The organism is Arthrobacter sp. CDRTa11 (assembly GCF_026427775.1).
GTDB lineage: Bacteria > Actinomycetota > Actinomycetes > Actinomycetales > Micrococcaceae > Arthrobacter.
The window spans coordinates 3,775,377-3,791,752 of the sequence record NZ_CP044532.1 but is presented as its reverse complement, the minus strand read 5'-3'; the positions used below and the strand labels follow the sequence as shown (position 1 = coordinate 3,791,752).

Annotated in this window: 18 protein-coding genes; 15 read left to right on the top strand and 3 right to left on the bottom strand. The window is 63.4% G+C overall.

Annotated features, from left to right (window positions below):
* Nucleotides 1-201 precede the first annotated feature (201 nt).
* The 14 genes from F8G81_RS17115 to F8G81_RS17050 all read left to right on the top strand — a co-directional run bounded on the left by F8G81_RS17115 (nucleotide 202) and on the right by F8G81_RS17050 (nucleotide 12,129).
* Nucleotides 202-1,236, top strand: coding sequence for a 3-oxoacyl-ACP synthase III family protein (locus F8G81_RS17115; RefSeq protein WP_267275866.1), 1,035 nt, complete (start codon nucleotides 202-204; stop codon nucleotides 1,234-1,236).
* A 50-nt stretch (nucleotides 1,237-1,286) separates the two neighbouring features.
* Complete coding sequence (locus F8G81_RS17110) at nucleotides 1,287-2,018, top strand: glycosyltransferase family A protein (protein ID WP_267275865.1); 732 nt, start codon at nucleotides 1,287-1,289, stop codon at nucleotides 2,016-2,018.
* Nucleotides 2,015-3,217, top strand: a complete 1,203-nt coding sequence (locus F8G81_RS17105) for a cytochrome P450 (protein WP_267275864.1) — start codon at nucleotides 2,015-2,017, stop codon at nucleotides 3,215-3,217. Before F8G81_RS17110 ends, F8G81_RS17105 begins: the two co-directional genes overlap by 4 nt.
* Nucleotides 3,207-5,003, top strand: coding sequence for a class I adenylate-forming enzyme family protein (locus F8G81_RS17100; protein WP_267275863.1), 1,797 nt, complete (start codon nucleotides 3,207-3,209; stop codon nucleotides 5,001-5,003). Before F8G81_RS17105 ends, F8G81_RS17100 begins: the two co-directional genes overlap by 11 nt.
* Nucleotides 5,000-5,941: an NAD-dependent epimerase/dehydratase family protein gene (locus F8G81_RS17095; protein ID WP_267275862.1), complete on the top strand. Its 942-nt coding sequence runs from the start codon at nucleotides 5,000-5,002 to the stop codon at nucleotides 5,939-5,941. The genes F8G81_RS17100 and F8G81_RS17095 overlap by 4 nt, the downstream gene beginning before the upstream one ends.
* 7 nt (nucleotides 5,942-5,948) lie before the next feature.
* The gene (map, locus tag F8G81_RS17090) at nucleotides 5,949-6,776 is read left to right on the top strand and encodes a type I methionyl aminopeptidase (protein WP_267275861.1); all 828 of its coding nucleotides are present in this window, start codon (nucleotides 5,949-5,951) and stop codon (nucleotides 6,774-6,776) included.
* Nucleotides 6,777-6,864: 88 nt separating this feature from the next.
* A complete protein-coding gene (locus tag F8G81_RS17085) occupies nucleotides 6,865-7,809 on the top strand; it encodes a P1 family peptidase (protein ID WP_267275860.1) in 945 nt (314 codons plus the stop codon).
* Nucleotides 7,810-7,976: 167 nt separating this feature from the next.
* Nucleotides 7,977-8,198 carry a translation initiation factor IF-1 gene (gene infA, locus F8G81_RS17080; RefSeq protein WP_009358723.1) on the top strand — a complete coding sequence of 74 codons (222 nt, stop codon included), beginning with the start codon at nucleotides 7,977-7,979 and terminating at the stop codon, nucleotides 8,196-8,198.
* 68 nt (nucleotides 8,199-8,266) lie between these two features.
* Nucleotides 8,267-8,380: a 50S ribosomal protein L36 gene (gene rpmJ / locus F8G81_RS17075; RefSeq protein ID WP_009358722.1), complete on the top strand. Its 114-nt coding sequence runs from the start codon at nucleotides 8,267-8,269 to the stop codon at nucleotides 8,378-8,380.
* Between the two features lie 186 nt (nucleotides 8,381-8,566).
* Entirely contained in the window at nucleotides 8,567-8,941 is a 375-nt protein-coding gene (rpsM, locus tag F8G81_RS17070) for a 30S ribosomal protein S13 (protein WP_267275859.1), read from the top strand.
* A gap of 54 nt (nucleotides 8,942-8,995) precedes the next feature.
* Nucleotides 8,996-9,397, top strand: a complete 402-nt coding sequence (gene rpsK, locus F8G81_RS17065; RefSeq protein WP_018769149.1) for a 30S ribosomal protein S11 — start codon at nucleotides 8,996-8,998, stop codon at nucleotides 9,395-9,397.
* 133 nt (nucleotides 9,398-9,530) lie between these two features.
* Nucleotides 9,531-10,541, top strand: coding sequence for a DNA-directed RNA polymerase subunit alpha (locus F8G81_RS17060; RefSeq protein WP_131131310.1), 1,011 nt, complete (start codon nucleotides 9,531-9,533; stop codon nucleotides 10,539-10,541).
* Between the two features lie 66 nt (nucleotides 10,542-10,607).
* Nucleotides 10,608-11,204: a 50S ribosomal protein L17 gene (gene rplQ / locus F8G81_RS17055; RefSeq protein WP_267275858.1), complete on the top strand. Its 597-nt coding sequence runs from the start codon at nucleotides 10,608-10,610 to the stop codon at nucleotides 11,202-11,204.
* A 31-nt stretch (nucleotides 11,205-11,235) separates the two neighbouring features.
* Entirely contained in the window at nucleotides 11,236-12,129 is an 894-nt protein-coding gene (locus F8G81_RS17050) for a tRNA pseudouridine synthase A (RefSeq protein WP_267275857.1), read from the top strand.
* Nucleotides 12,130-12,175: 46 nt separating this feature from the next.
* Here the strand turns inward: F8G81_RS17050 and F8G81_RS17045 are convergent, their stop codons facing one another.
* Nucleotides 12,176-13,846, bottom strand: a complete 1,671-nt coding sequence (locus F8G81_RS17045) for a sensor histidine kinase (protein ID WP_267275856.1) — start codon at nucleotides 13,844-13,846, stop codon at nucleotides 12,176-12,178.
* A 251-nt stretch (nucleotides 13,847-14,097) separates the two neighbouring features.
* Between F8G81_RS17045 and F8G81_RS17040 the strand changes: the two genes are divergently transcribed.
* A complete protein-coding gene (locus F8G81_RS17040) occupies nucleotides 14,098-14,913 on the top strand; it encodes a response regulator transcription factor (RefSeq protein WP_267275855.1) in 816 nt (271 codons plus the stop codon).
* Nucleotides 14,914-14,938: 25 nt separating this feature from the next.
* Here F8G81_RS17040 and F8G81_RS17035 read toward each other — a convergent pair whose 3' ends face one another.
* Nucleotides 14,939-15,400 carry an Hpt domain-containing protein gene (locus F8G81_RS17035; protein WP_267275854.1) on the bottom strand — a complete coding sequence of 154 codons (462 nt, stop codon included), beginning with the start codon at nucleotides 15,398-15,400 and terminating at the stop codon, nucleotides 14,939-14,941.
* Between the two features lie 91 nt (nucleotides 15,401-15,491).
* On the bottom strand, nucleotides 15,492-16,376 hold the full coding sequence (locus F8G81_RS17030) for a type II secretion system F family protein (protein ID WP_267275853.1): 885 nt from the start codon (nucleotides 16,374-16,376) through the stop codon (nucleotides 15,492-15,494).

Below are 16,376 nucleotides of genomic sequence, written 5' to 3'. Positions count from 1 at the left end.
GCCCTGCCTTACGGATCTAAGGAAGGCGCGTCCCGTACCATCGAGTACGGGACGCGCCTTTCCTTGTTCCTGGGGGCTAGCGTCCTGGAGGCCAGCGCCTGCGGGTCACGAACCTGGGTGTCCGCGTCCTGGACGCGGCTGCTGCCGTAGCGATATGGCCGGCGCCGGTTCACCGTCAGCATTGTCTGTGGGGAGATATGCATGCACCAACCTATTCCGGGCGCGGCGAGGATAGCCGGCCTCGAAGTTTATGTGCCGCCGGGCCGCCTGAGCACCGAGGATCTGGAACAACAGCTTGCTGCGGCCAGCCCCGGCTTCCGTGTTCCCAAAGGCCTCATCGGCCGTCTGACCGGCATCCGGACCAGGTCCGTGATGGCCGCGACAGAGCAGGCGTCAGACCTTGCGGCTGTTGCCGCCGGAAAATTGCTGGCAGACCTCGGACTCCAGCCCGCCGACGTCGGACTCCTCATCTTTGCCTCCGCCAGCCAGGACATGGTGGAGCCCGCCACCGGGCACATGGTGGCGGCCAAACTGGGAATCACGTGTCCCGTTATGGACGTCAAGAATGCCTGTAACAGCCTGCTGAACGGGCTGGAAGTGGCGGACGCCCTGATCGGCGCCGGCCGGTACCGCCGGGTGCTCCTGGTCAGCGGTGAGTCCCCGTCCAGGGCAGTGCGGTGGGCCGTTCCGGACCAGGAAACTTTTGCTGCAGCGTTCCCCGGCTACACCATGAGCGACGCCGGCTGTGCGCTGTTATTGGAACCTGCGGATCCGCAGGACGAATCAGGACCGCGCGTGCTGGGGACGGGATTCACGGCGAAAAGCAGCCACTGGGCAGTGGGAACACTGGGCACCGGCGGATCCGTGGCCCCCAGGGATCCCGAGGCGACCTATTTCACCATGGACGGCGAGAAACTCAAGGATGCGTTCCTGGACCTTGGCCGCGGCATCCTGGATGAAACACTGGCCCGGCTTGAACTGGCCTGGTCCGATTTCGCCGTGGTCTGTGTGCACCAGGTAAGCGCACCGTACCGGGATGTCTTCGCCCGTGGCGCCGGGGTGCCACAGGAGAAACTCGTCAAGACCGTTGAGGAGTTCGGCAACATGGCCTCCGTCAGCCTGGCCCTTCAGCTAAAGGTTGCGCAGGACCTGGGCCGTTGCGGGCCCGGTGACCTGGTGGCACTGGTGGGACTGGCCGGCGGGGTCAGCCTGGGGATCGCCGTGGTCAGGCTGTGACCGGGCCTTCGGCGGCCGGCGTTCCTCCAGTGAGGGCTCTGTGCGTTGCCATGCCTGTGCTGAATGAAGAGAAGCTGATCTTGGAAACGCTGCAGGCACTCGCTGCCCAACTCCGCCCCGATTTCACCCTTGTAGTCGTAGACAACGGCTCCACAGACGCCAGCCAGGCCATCGTTGCGGAATTCGCCGCGCTGAACCCTGGCATGGACATCCGGTTGATTAGTGAGCCGGAGAAGGGGACCGGCGCCGCAGCGGACACCGGGATGCGCTTTGGTGCATTGAACGGTGCCCGCTGGCTGGCACGAACCGATGCCGACTGCCTCCCGGCGCCGGACTGGACGCTGCGGATCATGGATGCCTTCGACGACGGCCTGGAGATGATCGCCGGGCAGCTGAACCCCCGCCTGGACGAGGGCCTGAGCCGCGGCCAGCGGTGGCTGATGCTGGGGGCAGTGGAGGTGGCGTCCTTCTTTGGCCGTATCCGCCCGGGCAACAAAGGGGAAGGGTATCTGGGCCCGTACCAGATGCTGCCCGGCTGCAATATGGCCATCACGGCAGATCTCTACCTCCGGTCGGGCGGGTTTCCCCGCACCAGCATCGAGGAGCTCCACGAGGACCGGGCGCTTTCCAACCGCGTCCGCAAACTAACGCGGGCGTATGCGCTCCGGCGGAATGTGGTGGTGTTCGGTTCTTCCCGCCGGGTGAAGGCGTGGGGCCTGCCGAACACGCTTGCCTGGTACGCGGACCACCGCTACCGGCCAGAACACGTGGACATCCGGTGACTTCTTCGGAAGGTTTGGGCCTGAGCACCGGCCGCCTGGCAGGTTGGGAACGGCGCCTCCACACCGCAGCACACCCCTTCGCCTACCCGCTGATCCGTGGACTGGGGAAACTCCGCCCCGTGGTCAGGCTGCCCGGCCTGGGTGTTTTGGTGAGCGATGCCTCGCTGCTCCGGGAAGTACTCATGGACGCCAGCTACTCAAAAACCGGAACCAGGGCCTCCGGCGCGCTCTGGACTCCGGTGGTTGGTCCCCGCGCCCTGCTGAACATGGACGGCGAAGCGCACCTTGAGCTGCGGCGCCGGCTCAACGGGCTCTTCACGCCCCGGGCCGTGGAGTCCATTGTTGCCCCGGCCGTGGAGCGGATGCGCGGACGCCTGTCGGCCGGACTTGAGAACGGCCACAGCGTGGAGTTTGTGGGACTGGTCAAGGAACTGTCCGGGGGAGTGATCAGCCGCCTGCTCGGGGTTCCTGACCAGGCTCCCGGACGCCTGCCGGATACCGACCTCTTCAGCCTCGGTACGTCCATCACCGGCTTGGTTCGCCTCGGCCGGCCACAACTGACGCCGCCCCAGGTGGCGAAGGCGAAGGCCGCCGTCGAAATTCTTGCCGGGCCCGTGCGGGAGGCGTACCGCCGAGATGACCCTGCCACCTTCCCCGGCCGCCTGCGTGAGCTTGGCCTGAGTGAGGATGAGGCCGTGGGGATTGTCAGTGCGTTTGTCATCGCGGGGACTGAGACGCTGGTGTCCTACGTTCCACGGCTCGCCGCCCTGCTGTTCGACGACGGCAGGCTGCCCATGCTGGCGGCTGACCGGGCCGGCCTGCCGGACGCCGTCAATGAAGGGCTGCGCTTCACCGCACCCTCGCCCATGATGCTCCGGGAAGCGACGGCGGAAAAACAGCTTGGAGGCGTCAGGATCAGGCCTGGTGACCGCATCCTGCTCTCCACTGTCCATGCGGTGAAGAGCCTGGGCGGCTTTGATCCGGCAGTGCCCGTTCCGGCTCCGGCCCGGCAGCTCTGGTTCGGGGCGGGGGCGCATTTCTGCATCGGCATGCCGCTGGCCATGGCCGAAATCAACGGGGCTTTGAATGTGCTGCTGGATGAATACGCCCGGAAGCCCTGGCGCATCCGTCAACGGACCGTCAGCCGGAACGTGCTGATACCCCACTACAAGTCAATGGAGCTGGCCCGTGGACACTAAGAGCCAGCCGGACCTCATCACAGCGGTCTACGATGCAGCTTCCCGGTACCCGGACCACCCGGCCATCACCGGGCCGGGAAAGCGGAACGGCCGGCCCGGCAGGATCATCAGCTACCGGGACCTTGCCGCCGGAATCGAATCCACTGCCGCCGGACTGAGGCGCGATGGCTTCGGCCCGGGCGAACGCCTGCTGTTCTCGGTCAGGCCCGGCCCCGCGGCCTTTACGCTGGCACTGGCCGCGGTGCGGGCCGGCGGTGCCATTGTTTTTATCGATCCCGGGGTGGGCCCCGAACTGTTCCGCAACAGGGCCGCACTGGCCTCGCCGCAGTGGGCGGCCGCTGAATCCCTGCTCTACGCGCTCAGTGCAAGGGGTCCGCTCCGTCCCCTCGCCCGGCGCCGCGGCCTCCTGCTGCCGGACTATGCAGCCATGAAGGTCCGCCATTACCACTCCGGCCCCTGGCTGCCGGGCGTTCCCTTGAGGTCCACGAACATCCGGCAGCTCTCCCGCCTACCTTCCCGTTGGGGAGCGGCCGATTCTTCCGGACAGGCAAAGGGTGCGGTGCCGCCGGTGGACGCAGCTCCGGGGCAGGAAGCGGTCATCATCTTCACCTCGGGCACCACGGGCAGTCCCAAGGGCGTGGTGCACACCCGCGGCACCCTGGCAGCGGGATTCACCCAACTCAGCACCCGGTGCACCTTCGCTGCAGGCGACCGTATCCACTCGGAACAGTTCATGATGGGGCTGCCCGCCCTGATCGCCGGAGCCCATTGGACTATGCCGTCCTACGGGCTCTCCGCCACAATCGATCCGCTCCAGTTCGCCGCGGCGTTGGGCTCCTCCCCGGGGCAGGCAGCGGCAACCCACGTTTTCCTGGTGCCCTCGCAGCTGGCACCCATCCTGGACGCCGTCGAAACCGGCAGGATCGCCTGGCCGGAAACGCTGAAAACCGTCATGCTGGGAGCCGCGCCCGTCCTTGCCTCCTTCCTGGAGCGGGCCGCCCGGCTGCTGCCGGCAGTCCGCTTTCATTGCATCTACGGCATGACCGAGGTACTTCCCATCGCGATAGCGTCAGGACAGGAGAAGCTGGACTTCGCCTCCGGGCGCACGGCCCAATACCGGGCGGCCGACGGCTCCGGGGAAGGAGACTTCCTCGGGGAACCGCTGCCGGGTATGACCGTGCGGGTGGCGGAGGACCACGAACTGATGGTCGCGGGGCCGAACATGTGCCTTGGCTACCTCGGCGAAGGATCCATGGACGAACATGCCACCGGTGACCTCGTCCGGCTGGATCACGGCCGGACGGATCAAGGCCCGGGGGAAACCGGCGGACCGGGTAGCGGGCCGGGACCGGCCAGGCTGGTCCTGCTGGGGCGGAAGAAGGACATGATCATCCGCGGGAAAACCAACATTTATCCGGGCCTGTACGAGCCTGTCATCGCTGGAATTGCGTGCGTGGCCCAGGCCGTCATGGTGGGTGTTCCCAACGGCATCGGCGACGAAGCAGTTTGGCTCGCCGTCGAGCCGCGGCCCGGCCAGGCACACGATGCTCTGCTTCGCACGCTCCAACGGGAGCTGCCCAAACTCATCGACGAATCGGCCCTGCCGGACAGCATAGAGATCATGCCCCACCTGCCCACTTCCGGCAGGCACCGCAAACCGGACCGCATCGCCCTGAGGACACTCTTCTCGGAGCGGGTCACGACGGCGGACGGCTCCACAAGTTCGAACCCGGCCTTGGCTCCAGCCGGCTCCCTCCCTTCGGACGGCGAGGGCGGCCACGTATGAGGATCGCTGTCACCGGTGCCACGGGGTTTGTCGGTGCCGCCGTGGCGGCGGCCGCCGAACACCGCGGCTGGGAGGTGTACCGCTACGGCAGGCGCCAGCTCCCAGGATTTACCGTGTGGGATCTGGCCGAGGGGAATCTTTGGAGCCCGCCCGAGGTGGACGCCGTGGTGCATGCCGGTGCGCAGGTGGGTGACTGGGGACCGCCGCAATTGTTCCACCGTGTGAACGTCCTCGGCACCGAAGCCGTGGCCGCCTCCTTCCCCCGTGCCCGGTTGGTCCATATCTCCAGCTCGAGCGTCTATCCCTGGTGGCAGCCCTGTATTGACCGGCCCGAGCAAGCCCCGGCCGGGCGCTACCTGAATGCCTACTCCCGCTCCAAGGCCCTGGCGGAGGCGGTGGCGTCAAAGCACCCGAATGCACTGATCCTCAGGCCGCACGGCGTGTACGGGCCCGGTGACAGGACCCTGCTGCCGCGGCTCATCCGGAATGTAAAGCGCGGCCGGCTGCTGTGCGTCGGAAGCCCGAACGTGCGCCACCAGCTGACGTCAATCGGGAACCTGACCGAAGCAGCGCTCGCCGCGTGCGCCTCAGACGCAACAGGGCCCGTCAACGTGGCCGACCACCAGCCGGTGAAACTGGGCGAAGTCCTGCGGGAAGTCCTGGACGAAACTGGACGGTCCGGCGTCGAACTCCAGTTCATCCCGCTGCGGACGGCAATGACGCTGGCCGCTTCGCTGGAGGCGTTGGGCAGCGTAACGCGGAAGCCGCCGGCTCTCACACGCTATGCCGTCTCCCAGCTTGGCTTCGAGCGGACCTACAGCACCCGCCGGCTGCGCGAAGAGGTGGGGGTGGAGCCTGTCCCCAGCAGCTTCTCAGGTGCGGGAGAATGGATCAGAGCCCTGGGATCAACCCATCCCGCCCAAGAGACCAACCACTGAGGTACACATGGCATTCGGACAGCCCCGCATCGAATACAAGACCAACGCCCAGATGCGCACCATGCATGAGGCAGGCCTCGTCCTGACCCGCGCCTTGGATGCCGCCGTAGCCGCGGCGGTTCCGGGTGTCACCACCAAGCATCTGGACGACGTTTTCGCCGCGGTCCTGAATGAGGCGGGCGCGAAATCCAACTTCCTCGGCTACCACGGCTTCCCGGCCTCCATCTGCACCTCCGTCAATGAGGAGGTGGTACACGGCATCCCGGGCAGCCGCACGCTCAATGATGGCGATATCATCTCGATCGACGGCGGCGCGATCGTGGATGGCTGGCACTCCGACTCGGCACGGACCGTCATCGTGGGTACCGCCGATCCCGAAGACCAGCGGCTCTCCGACGTGACGCAGGCGGCCATGTGGCGGGGGATAGCGGCACTCGCCAAGGGCAGCCATGTGGGGGATATCGGCGCGGCCATCGACGACTACGTGTCCTCTGTTCCCGGTAAGCCGCTCGGCATTTTGGAAGACTACGTAGGCCACGGCATCGGCTCCGAGATGCATATGGCTCCGGACGTGCTCAACTACCGCACCAGCCACCGCGGGCCCAAGATTCGGCCGGGGCTGTGCCTTGCGATCGAACCCATGCTGGTCCGTGGCGGCATCGAGACGGCAGTCCTGGAAGACGACTGGACCGTTGTGACTACGGACGGCAAGCGCTCCTGCCAGTGGGAGCACTCCGTGGCGGTCCACGAAAAGGGCATCTGGGTGCTCTCGGCCCCCGACGGCGGCGCCGAGCAGCTGGTGCCCCTCGGCGTCGTCCCCGTTCCCATCCCCTAACCCAACTACGTAGCGCTAACTGTCGTTTTGAGGGCTCAAAACGACAGTTAGCGCTACTCAGTTGGGGTGGCACGGCACAATGGAGCCTATGGGAGCCATTACTGACGTGCCCGGGATCCGCGTGGGCCACCATCAGAAGTCCGACGACGGCTGGTTGAGTGGCGTGACAGTGATCCTGCCGCCGCCGGGAACCACGGGTTCAGTGGACGTGGGCGGGGGAGGCCCCGCAACCCACGAGACGGACGCACTGGACCCCACCACGCTGACGTCTGCCGTAGATGCGGTGGTCCTGACCGGCGGCAGCGCCTACGGACTGGTGACGGCCCACGGAGTCCAGCAGTGGTGCGAAGAGAACGGCCGGGGCTTCCCGGTCCCCGGCGGCGTCGTACCGATTGTTCCCGCTGCCGCCATCTTTGACCTCGGCCGCGGTGGTGACTTCTCAGCGCGTCCGACGGCGGAAATGGGCTACGCCGCCGCCGTTGCCGCCGCGGCGGAAAAGGACGGGCACGACGTCGAACGCGGCAATGTGGGAGCCGGCCTCGGAGCCTTGATGGCCCGGACCTATAAAGGGGGAGTAGGCACGGCCTCGGTCACCCTCGAGAACGGGGTTGTCCTGGGTGCGCTGGCTGTGGTGAACGCACTGGGCCTGCCGGTTGGATTGTCTCCGGCAGCTCCAGCAGCCGCCGCAACGCCGGAACCGCCGGGGCTCAACACAACCCTGGTTGTTGTGGCCACAAACGCCGTCCTGGACAAGACCGAGTGCAAACGGACGGCTTCGGCTGCCCAGGCCGGGATCGCAAGGGCCCTGGACCCAAGCCACACCCTGGCGGACGGAGATACCGTTTTCTGCCTTGCCACCGGGGACCTGCCGCTGGACCGCGGCACGGAAGCTGCCCGGCAGATAAGTCTGATTACCCTGCAGAGCGCGGCAGCCGACGTCGTACGCCTGGCCATCCTGGATGGGGTCTCCAGCGCGGCAGCGGTGAGCACTCCTGCCGGTGAATATGATGCGTACGGGAGCACATTGCGCTAACATGGCTGGATTTAACATTTACCCGGATAAGGGGTAGTGTTGTCTGTTGGTTGTCTGCCCTGCTGTGCCCTGTTTGGGGCCTGAGGTGATAACCGATCCAACAAAAACGTCCGTGGTCCTCTCCGGTGCAATCCGGTGGGCTGCGGCAACAACAGTTAGCGGAGGGTATGGCCAAGAAGGACGGGGTCATTGAGATCGAGGGCGTTGTGACTGAGGCGCTGCCTAACGCGATGTTTCGCGTTGAGCTCACCAACAAGCACATCGTTCTGGCACACATCTCAGGCAAGATGCGCCAGCACTACATCAGGATTCTCCCTGAGGACCGGGTAGTGGTGGAACTGAGCCCATATGACCTCACTCGGGGTCGTATCGTCTACCGCTACAAGTAAATTCTGGGCAGCCGCGGCATGAGCTGAGGCTGCTCCAGTTGACCAACTGCCACACGCAAAGGAATGCCATGAAGGTCAAGCCGAGCGTCAAGCAGATCTGCGAAAAGTGCAAAGTGATCCGCCGTAATGGCCGGGTCATGGTGATCTGCGAGAACCCGCGCCACAAGCAGCGCCAGGGCTAAATTTCCTTCCCTGAAGGAAATCCTGGGTTGCTAACCCACGCAAGTAAATAAAGGCAGCACAAGCTGATCTGGAACATTGAGCTCGAAAGAGTCCGGACAGCTAACCCCCGGTCGGAGGCTGGGGCCGCACAGAACGTGCGGGTGTACTGCCTACGACCTCCGGTTTATTCAAGGAGTACTGCCACTATGGCTCGTCTCGCTGGCGTAGACATTCCCCGCGAAAAGCGGCTGGAAATTGCGCTTACTTACATCTACGGCGTGGGCAAGACCCGTGCACACGAAACCCTGGCTGCCACTGGCATCAGCGCTGACGTCCGCGTCAAGGACCTGACTGATTCCCAGCTGGTTGAGCTGCGTGACTACATTGAAGGCAACTACAAGGTTGAGGGTGACCTTCGCCGCGAAGTAGCAGCAGATATCCGCCGCAAGGTTGAAATCGGCAGCTACGAAGGCCTGCGCCACCGCAAGGGCCTGCCCGTACGCGGACAGCGTACGAAGACCAACGCACGTACCCGCAAGGGCCCGAAGCGTACCGTCGCCGGCAAGAAGAAGGCCCGTTAAAATCCCCGCCGGGATTAACGGAGCTTCCCCCGATAACTTTCTGTAGGAGAAAAAATGCCCCCGAAGACTCGTGGCGCGGTTCGCAAGCCGCGTAAGAAGGACAAGAAGAATATCGCGCTTGGCCAGGCGCACATCAAGAGCACTTTTAACAACACCATCGTGTCCATTACGGACCCGAACGGCGCTGTTATCTCTTGGGCTTCCTCAGGTGAGGTTGGCTTCAAGGGCTCACGCAAGTCCACCCCGTTCGCTGCCCAGATGGCTGCCGAAGCCGCTGCAAAGCGTGCGCAGGAGCACGGCATGCGCAAGGTTGACGTTTTCGTCAAGGGACCGGGATCCGGACGCGAAACCGCAATCCGCTCGCTGCAGGCCGCTGGCCTGGAGGTTGGCTCCATCCAGGACGTCACCCCCGCAGCGCACAACGGCTGCCGTCCGCCGAAGCGCCGCCGCGTCTAAGGCCTTTCCCGCAGCAGGAGCTTGCCCGGACCGTTGATGGTCCGGGCAAGCCCAGCCGCGTTAAGTCTTCAGACCGAATTTCCACCACCTGTGTTGCGTCATATAGCGGATGCTCGCCGAAAGGAAAACCTAAGTGCTCATTGCACAGCGCCCCACCCTCTCCGAAGAGGTAGTCTCCGAAAACCGTTCGCGTTTCATCATTGAGCCGCTCGAACCGGGCTTCGGCTACACCCTCGGAAACTCCCTCCGCCGTACCCTGCTCTCCTCCATCCCCGGTGCCGCTGTAACCAGCATCCGGATCGATGGCGTGCTGCACGAGTTCACCACGGTTCCGGGTGTCAAGGAAGATGTCACCGAGATCATCCTGAACATCAAGAGCCTGTCGGTCTCCTCCGAGCACGACGAGCCGGTTGTTGCCTACCTGCGCAAGCAGGGCCCGGGAGTCGTCACGGCCGCGGACATCGCTCCGCCGGCCGGCGTCGAATTCCACAACCCGGATCTGCACATTGCCACGCTGAACTCGAAGGGCAAGTTCGAACTCGAACTGACCATCGAGCGCGGCCGCGGCTACGTTTCGGCAGCTCAGAACAAGTCCGGCGATTCCGAGATCGGCCGCATCCCGGTCGACTCGATCTACTCGCCGGTGCTGAAGGTTACTTTCCGCGTGGAAGCAACCCGTGTTGAGCAGCGCACCGACTTCGACAAGCTGATTGTCGACGTCGAGACCAAGCAGGCCATCGCCCCGCGCGATGCTGTCGCTTCCGCAGGTACCACCCTGGTGGAACTCTTCGGTCTGGCCCGCGAGCTGAACACCGCAGCTGAAGGTATCGAGATTGGCCCGTCGCCGACGGATGCTGCCCTGGCAGCAGACATGGCCTTGCCGATCGAGGATCTGGACCTTACCGTCCGTTCCTACAACTGCCTCAAGCGTGAGGGCATCCACACCGTGGGTGAACTCGTAGCCCGCTCCGAGGCTGACCTGATGGACATCCGTAACTTCGGTGCGAAGTCCATTGACGAGGTCAAGGCAAAGCTGGTTGAACTGGGCCTGTCCCTCAAGGACTCGCCTCCCGGTTTTGACCTCGCAGCACGCGCCGCAGCAATTGAAGAGGACGACGCCGCTTTCGGCGACGACGAACTCTAAAACAGATCTTGGCCGGCGGGCACCATGGTGTGCCCACCACCGGCTTCCATATGAGGAGAAACAATTATGCCTACCCCCACTAAGGGTCCGCGCCTCGGAGGCGGCCCGGCTCACGAGCGTCTTATGCTCGCGAACCTGGCAGCAGCACTGTTCGAGCACAAGCGGATCACCACCACGGTGACCAAGGCCAAGCGGCTCAAGCCGTACGCCGAGCGTCTTGTCACGTTCGCCAAGCGCGGCGACCTGGCTTCCCGCCGTCGCGTGCTCGGCCTGATCAGCAACAAGGGCGTCGTCCACGAGCTGTTCACCGACATTGCCTCGGCAGTGGAGAACCGCGATGGCGGCTACACCCGTATCACCAAGATCGGCAACCGCAAGGGCGACAACGCTCCCATGGCTGTCATCGAACTGGTTCTTGAGCCGGTTTCCGCGAAGCAGGCCGTTGTAGCCGAGGCTACCTCTGCTGCCAAGCGCGATGCAGACAAGAAGGAAGCCGCTGCTGCTGCCCCTGCTGTAGCAGATGAAACAGAAGAAGCTCCCGAGGCTGAGGTTGTTGAGACCGAAGCTCCCGAGGCTGCTGCCGAAGAAGCTGCAACCGAAGAGGCTCCGGCCGCTGAGGAAGCTCCTGAAGAGCCTGGTGCTGAGGAAAAGGACGCGAAGTAATTCGCTGATTCCTTCGCATAGACTTGTGTCTATGAACGACCAAAAACCCGCGGCCCCCGTTACAGGGGGCGGCGGGTTTTTGCGTATCCGCCTTGATCTGTCGTACGACGGCGGCCCTTTCAGCGGGTGGGCAGTCCAGCCCGGCATGCGCACCGTCCAGGGGGTCCTGGAGGAGGCACTGGCGTTGCTGGTGCGCCGGCCGGTCCGTGTCACTGTGGCCGGCCGTACCGACGCCGGCGTGCATGCCCGCGGCCAGGTGGTCCACCTCGACCTTACAGAAGCCGAGTGGCTGGGACTCAACAGGGGAGTGGAACTGGATCCCGCCGTCGCGCTCTTGCGGCGCCTGCGCGGCGCCCTCAGCCGGGGCCTGGGCGATCTGACCGGGGCCATCGAGGTCCACCGGGTGTCAGTGGCGCCGGACGGCTTTGACGCGAGGTTTTCCGCGCTGTGGCGGCGCTACAGTTACCGCATCGCAGACGGACCGGCGCTGTGGGATCCGCTGGAGCGTTATTTCACTCTGTGGCACAAGAACCCGCTGGACGTGTCGCTGCTGAACCAGGGCGCATCCAGGCTGCTGGGACTGCAGAACTTCCTGTCGTACTGCAAGCCACGGGAGGGAGCCACTACCATCCGTGAACTGCAGCGCTTCGAGTTCCACCGTGGCGAGGACGGCGTCATTGTGGCTACCGTCCAGGCGGACGCCTTCTGCCACAACATGGTCCGTGCCCTTGTCGGTTCTGCCCTCTACGTCGGTGAGGGCTTGGAGGAACCGGGATGGCTCTACGAGAGGCTGCTGGCCCGGAAGCGTGACGCGAAGTCCATCCTGGCCGCGCCCCATCCGCTGGTACTTGAGGAAGTGGCCTACCCCTCGGACGATGAGATGCTCGCCAGGGCCGAGCTCACCCGCGCTGTGCGCAGTACTTGAGCATGGTGCCGCTGCATGCGGCTGCCTGCCGTGAGGCTGCTGTTCGCTAGAACGACGGCGGGGGCCCGTCCGCCGGCAGCGTGAGCGTGAAGGTGGTGCCTTCGCCGGGACGGCTTTCACAGGAAATGTCGCCGCCGTGGCGTTCAATGATTGTTTTGGTGATGGACAGTCCGAGCCCGGCTCCGGCAATGGAGGCCTGCCGGGCGGAGTCCGTGCGGAAGAACCGCTTGAATACCCGCTCGGAGTCCTCAGGCGTCATACCCATGCCGGTGTCCTTAACTGAGAGTCGTACCCACCCGCCGGCGCCCTTGGCGCTGATGCTCACCACGCCGCCGCCGGGAGAGTACTTGATCGCATTCGACACCAGGTTGTCCAGGGCCTGTCCGATCCTCAGGGGATCCGCGTAGGCCCAGAGCGGTGAGGGAACGTCTGCAACGAACGCGACGTTTGACTGATCAGCCTGCGCCATGGCGGAGCCGATGCTCGTGGCCACCAGGCTCGCGAGGTCTGTCCGTTTCGGATGAACCCTAAGCGCAGACGAAGCTGACAGCGTCAGGTCCGATACCAGGGCCAGCAGCCTCTCTGAGTTGCGCTGGACAACTTCAAGGCGCTGGGCGGACAGCTTGGACGTTCCCTCCTCATCCTCGAGAACCAGATCGATATTCCCGAGGATGGAATTCAGGGGTGTCCTGAATTCGTGGGAGACATTAGAGACAAGTTCCTCATTTGCGGCCAAAGCCTCGACGAGTCCGGTGACATCGTTGTAGACAACCACCGCACCGGTGAATTCACCGCCGTCACTCACCATTGACCTTGCCGCTGTCGAAACAGCGCGCTGTTTTGACCCCTTGCCAATCCAAACAAGGTAATCAGCAAAAGACTCACCTTGGATGGCTCGGTGAATAGGCCGCTTTTCGGCCGGCAAGGGAGTCAGCTTGTCCTGCGCAAAGATCAGCTGATCTTTTTCGTCCGAGGAGTGGACGTCGGAAATGCTGGCATTCTGCTCGAACACCCGCTGCTGGTTGTTCGTCAGCAGGTGCTCACCGTCTGAATTAACCGCAACAATTCCGACGTCGGTAGCGTCCAGAATTGTTTTGAGCAGCCTTTCGCGCTCCCTGCTCTCGGCAAGTAAGTCCCGGAGCTCCTTGTCCTTCTCCTGGAGCTGGCGCTGCTGCATCCTCATATTGACGCTGGCAAAGCGTATGGCCAGCGACACGGCCAGCATCATCAGGGGAAAGAGGACAAGGGACGTGAGATCCGAAGCTGTCAGGTTTGGAATTTTTCCGGCCACGTTGGGCAGCAGGATAAAAAATGGTCCCAAAATACTCAGAACGATGCTGGTGCGTGCCAGCATTCCGGAGGCGGAGAGCCAGATGATGGGAAAAATTATGAGGATCACGAGCCCAGGCACCATCGACCCGGCACCATTGCGTGAGAGTCCTATGGCAAGGAGGTCCAGGACGGGTATCACCAGGTACGCGTTCCTGTTAAACCGTTCCCAGGGGATGAGGAAGCAAGCAGCAAACAGGATGCCATGCAGCACCATACCCAAAATGTAAACTGGGCTGTTCAGAAGGCTTGGCCAGGCAAAGGGAGTCGCGATCCCTATTGCCAGGACGATCAGGGTTAGTGGAAGCTGGCACAAAGCGACCTGGGTCCGTGGCCCCAAACCCTTGAAATAGCGGCTTATTCCACGCTGAACAAGCTTCTCAGTCATGAGTTGGCCGTAGCCTTTCCCCCATCAAACATCGTGTGGAAGGCGAATTTACAAGCACAAACGCGAAGCGCACAGTGCTCCACCCTCCCTTGGATCGAATGTACGTCTGATGTCATGATAATTGACTTCGACAGATGAAAACAGAAAACACGTGTCATCCGTCACCCTTGCTTGTAGCGTAGAGATAGTTGAAGCGGAAATGGCATTGGCGCTGGGCCGATGGGGGGCATTCCGCTTGGCATGGGGTAGCAATGGATGATCTCGGAGTAGCAGTAGTAATCGAAGATGATGTGGATATCCGAAACCTCCTTGAGGGAGTGCTGACTCAGGCAGGGTTTGAGGTCCACACGGCCGCTGACGGACGCGAAGGTGTTGAAGTGGTGCGGCACAAGCAGGCCAGCGTGGTGACGTTGGACATCGGCCTCCCCGACATTGACGGGTTCGAGGTGCTCCGGCGGATCCGCTATTTCAGCGATGCCTACGTGGTGATGCTGACCGGCAGAACCGAAGAACCGGATCTGCTCTCAGCCCTCAACGCCGGAGCAGATGACTACATCGCCAAGCCATTCAGGCCGCGGGAACTCCGCGCACGGCTGGCCGCCATGATGCGAAGGCCGCGGCACGAGGTCAACGGGAACAGCCCCCTTCAGGCCCACGCGGGAGCCTCCTTGAGTGTGGCTTCACTGGGGGTGCCGGGAACGGCGGGAGTGCAGGACGCCGCCGAAGCCAAGGGAGTGCTGCACCACAACGGCCTCGCGCTCGACTACAGAACCCGTTCGGTGGTACTCCGCGGCGAACAGTTGGCACTCACCCGGAGCGAGTTTGACCTCCTGCATGAATTGCTGCGCACTGGCGGGGCCGTCTGCACCCGGTCCGACCTTGTCCGTGCTGTCAGGGGTGAGTTCTATTCAGACGACACCTACATCAGTGAGGCGGATGAGCGGGCCGTGGAGGTTCACATCGGTAACCTCCGGCGGAAGCTCCAGGAGGATCCGCAATCGCCCCGTTGGCTGCAGACGGTACGGGGTGTGGGGTACCGGCTGGCTCCGAAGCGCCCCGTTAACTGAACAGGAGCCGGCGGGGGGGCCCTTATCAGTTCTTCAGAATGTAGTTGGCCTGGAGCTCTGAGACTGTCTGGCCGCCGTCCTCGGCGACTTGTTCCATGAGCGCTTGGCCCTGGCCAAAGTCGCCCTGGCGGATCACTTTTTCCAGGAGTTCGGCCAGCCGTGCGAGCCGAAGGCCGCCCACCATGGCCGACGTTATCTTCAGGCTGATGGCCGCGTCGAGGGCAGAAGCGCGGTCCTCGCTGAGCACTGCGGCTGCCAGGCGGCTGTACCGCTGGTCCCACATAGCGGTGTAGTCCCGTGCGAAGCGGACTGCCAATTCTGAGCCGTTGAGCTGTTCTTCCAGGTCTTCGAGGACAGCGGAATCAACCAGGGGCAAGAGCTCTTCTCCTTCATATGGCTGCCGTGAACCCACGCCAGCTCCAGACCCTGCCGGCAGGGCGTCGGCTGAGACGCCTCTGTCGCCGGAAGTGGGATCTGGAATGTGCATGGTTCAAGGCTACTTCCTGATTGTTTCAAAACGTGTGACTTCGGCTGATCCTGTGGAAAGCTTGAGGGACTATTGTGGGGTACTTCTGTTTTCACTGGCCACTGAACGTGACAACAGTGTTAACAACGGCGGGACCAAGAATTGCTATAAAGAGCACGGGAAATATGAAGAACAAAAGAGGAAACAAAATCATCACGGGAAGCTTCATTGCTTTTTCTTCGGCCCGCTGGCGTCGCTTTACCCGCATCACTTTCGCCTGCACCCGGAGCACCCGGCTGATAGCGATGCCGTACGTATCGGCTTGGACCACCGCCTGGACAAAACTCTTCAGTTCGGCAAGGTTGGTCCGTTCCGCCAGCGCCAGATAGGACTCGCGCCGGCTGCGCCCTACCTGCATGTCCTGCAGGGTGCGGACCAGTTCCTCAGCGAGCGGGCCTTTCCCGTTTGCGCCGGCACGTGCCATGGCCCCCTCGAACCCCAGGCCTGCCTCCACGGAGATAAGCATTTGGTCCAACGTGTTAGCCAATTCCAACTGGATGATCTTTTGGCGTTCCTTGCCCTTGCTGTAAAGCAACAAATCCGGGATGAAATAGCCAAGAAAGACAAGGAAAAGCCCGGCCAATTTCATCACAGGAGTGGTTCCAACGGAGGTGAGATAAACTCCGAGACTTATTCCGGCCAGGCCCAGGGCCAGCTTTGATCCCAGTGTCCGTCCGAGCGGCATGGTGGCCGGCCGGCCTGCCAAGGCAAGCAGGCGGTCGAGGAAAGCCACGTATCCCGCCGGTGTCAGGCGGCGGCCGAGGGTTTCCAGGGCGCTGCGCCGTACTGGCGCCACATTGTCTGCCATGACTACGCCCCGGCCAAGGATTTCGACGGCGGCGGTCCGGCCCTGCTTGTCAGTCGTCAGGACGGACCAGGTAAGCCCAGCCAGGGGGACACAAACCAACAGGACGGCAAGGAGAATTAGGGGGCTCAT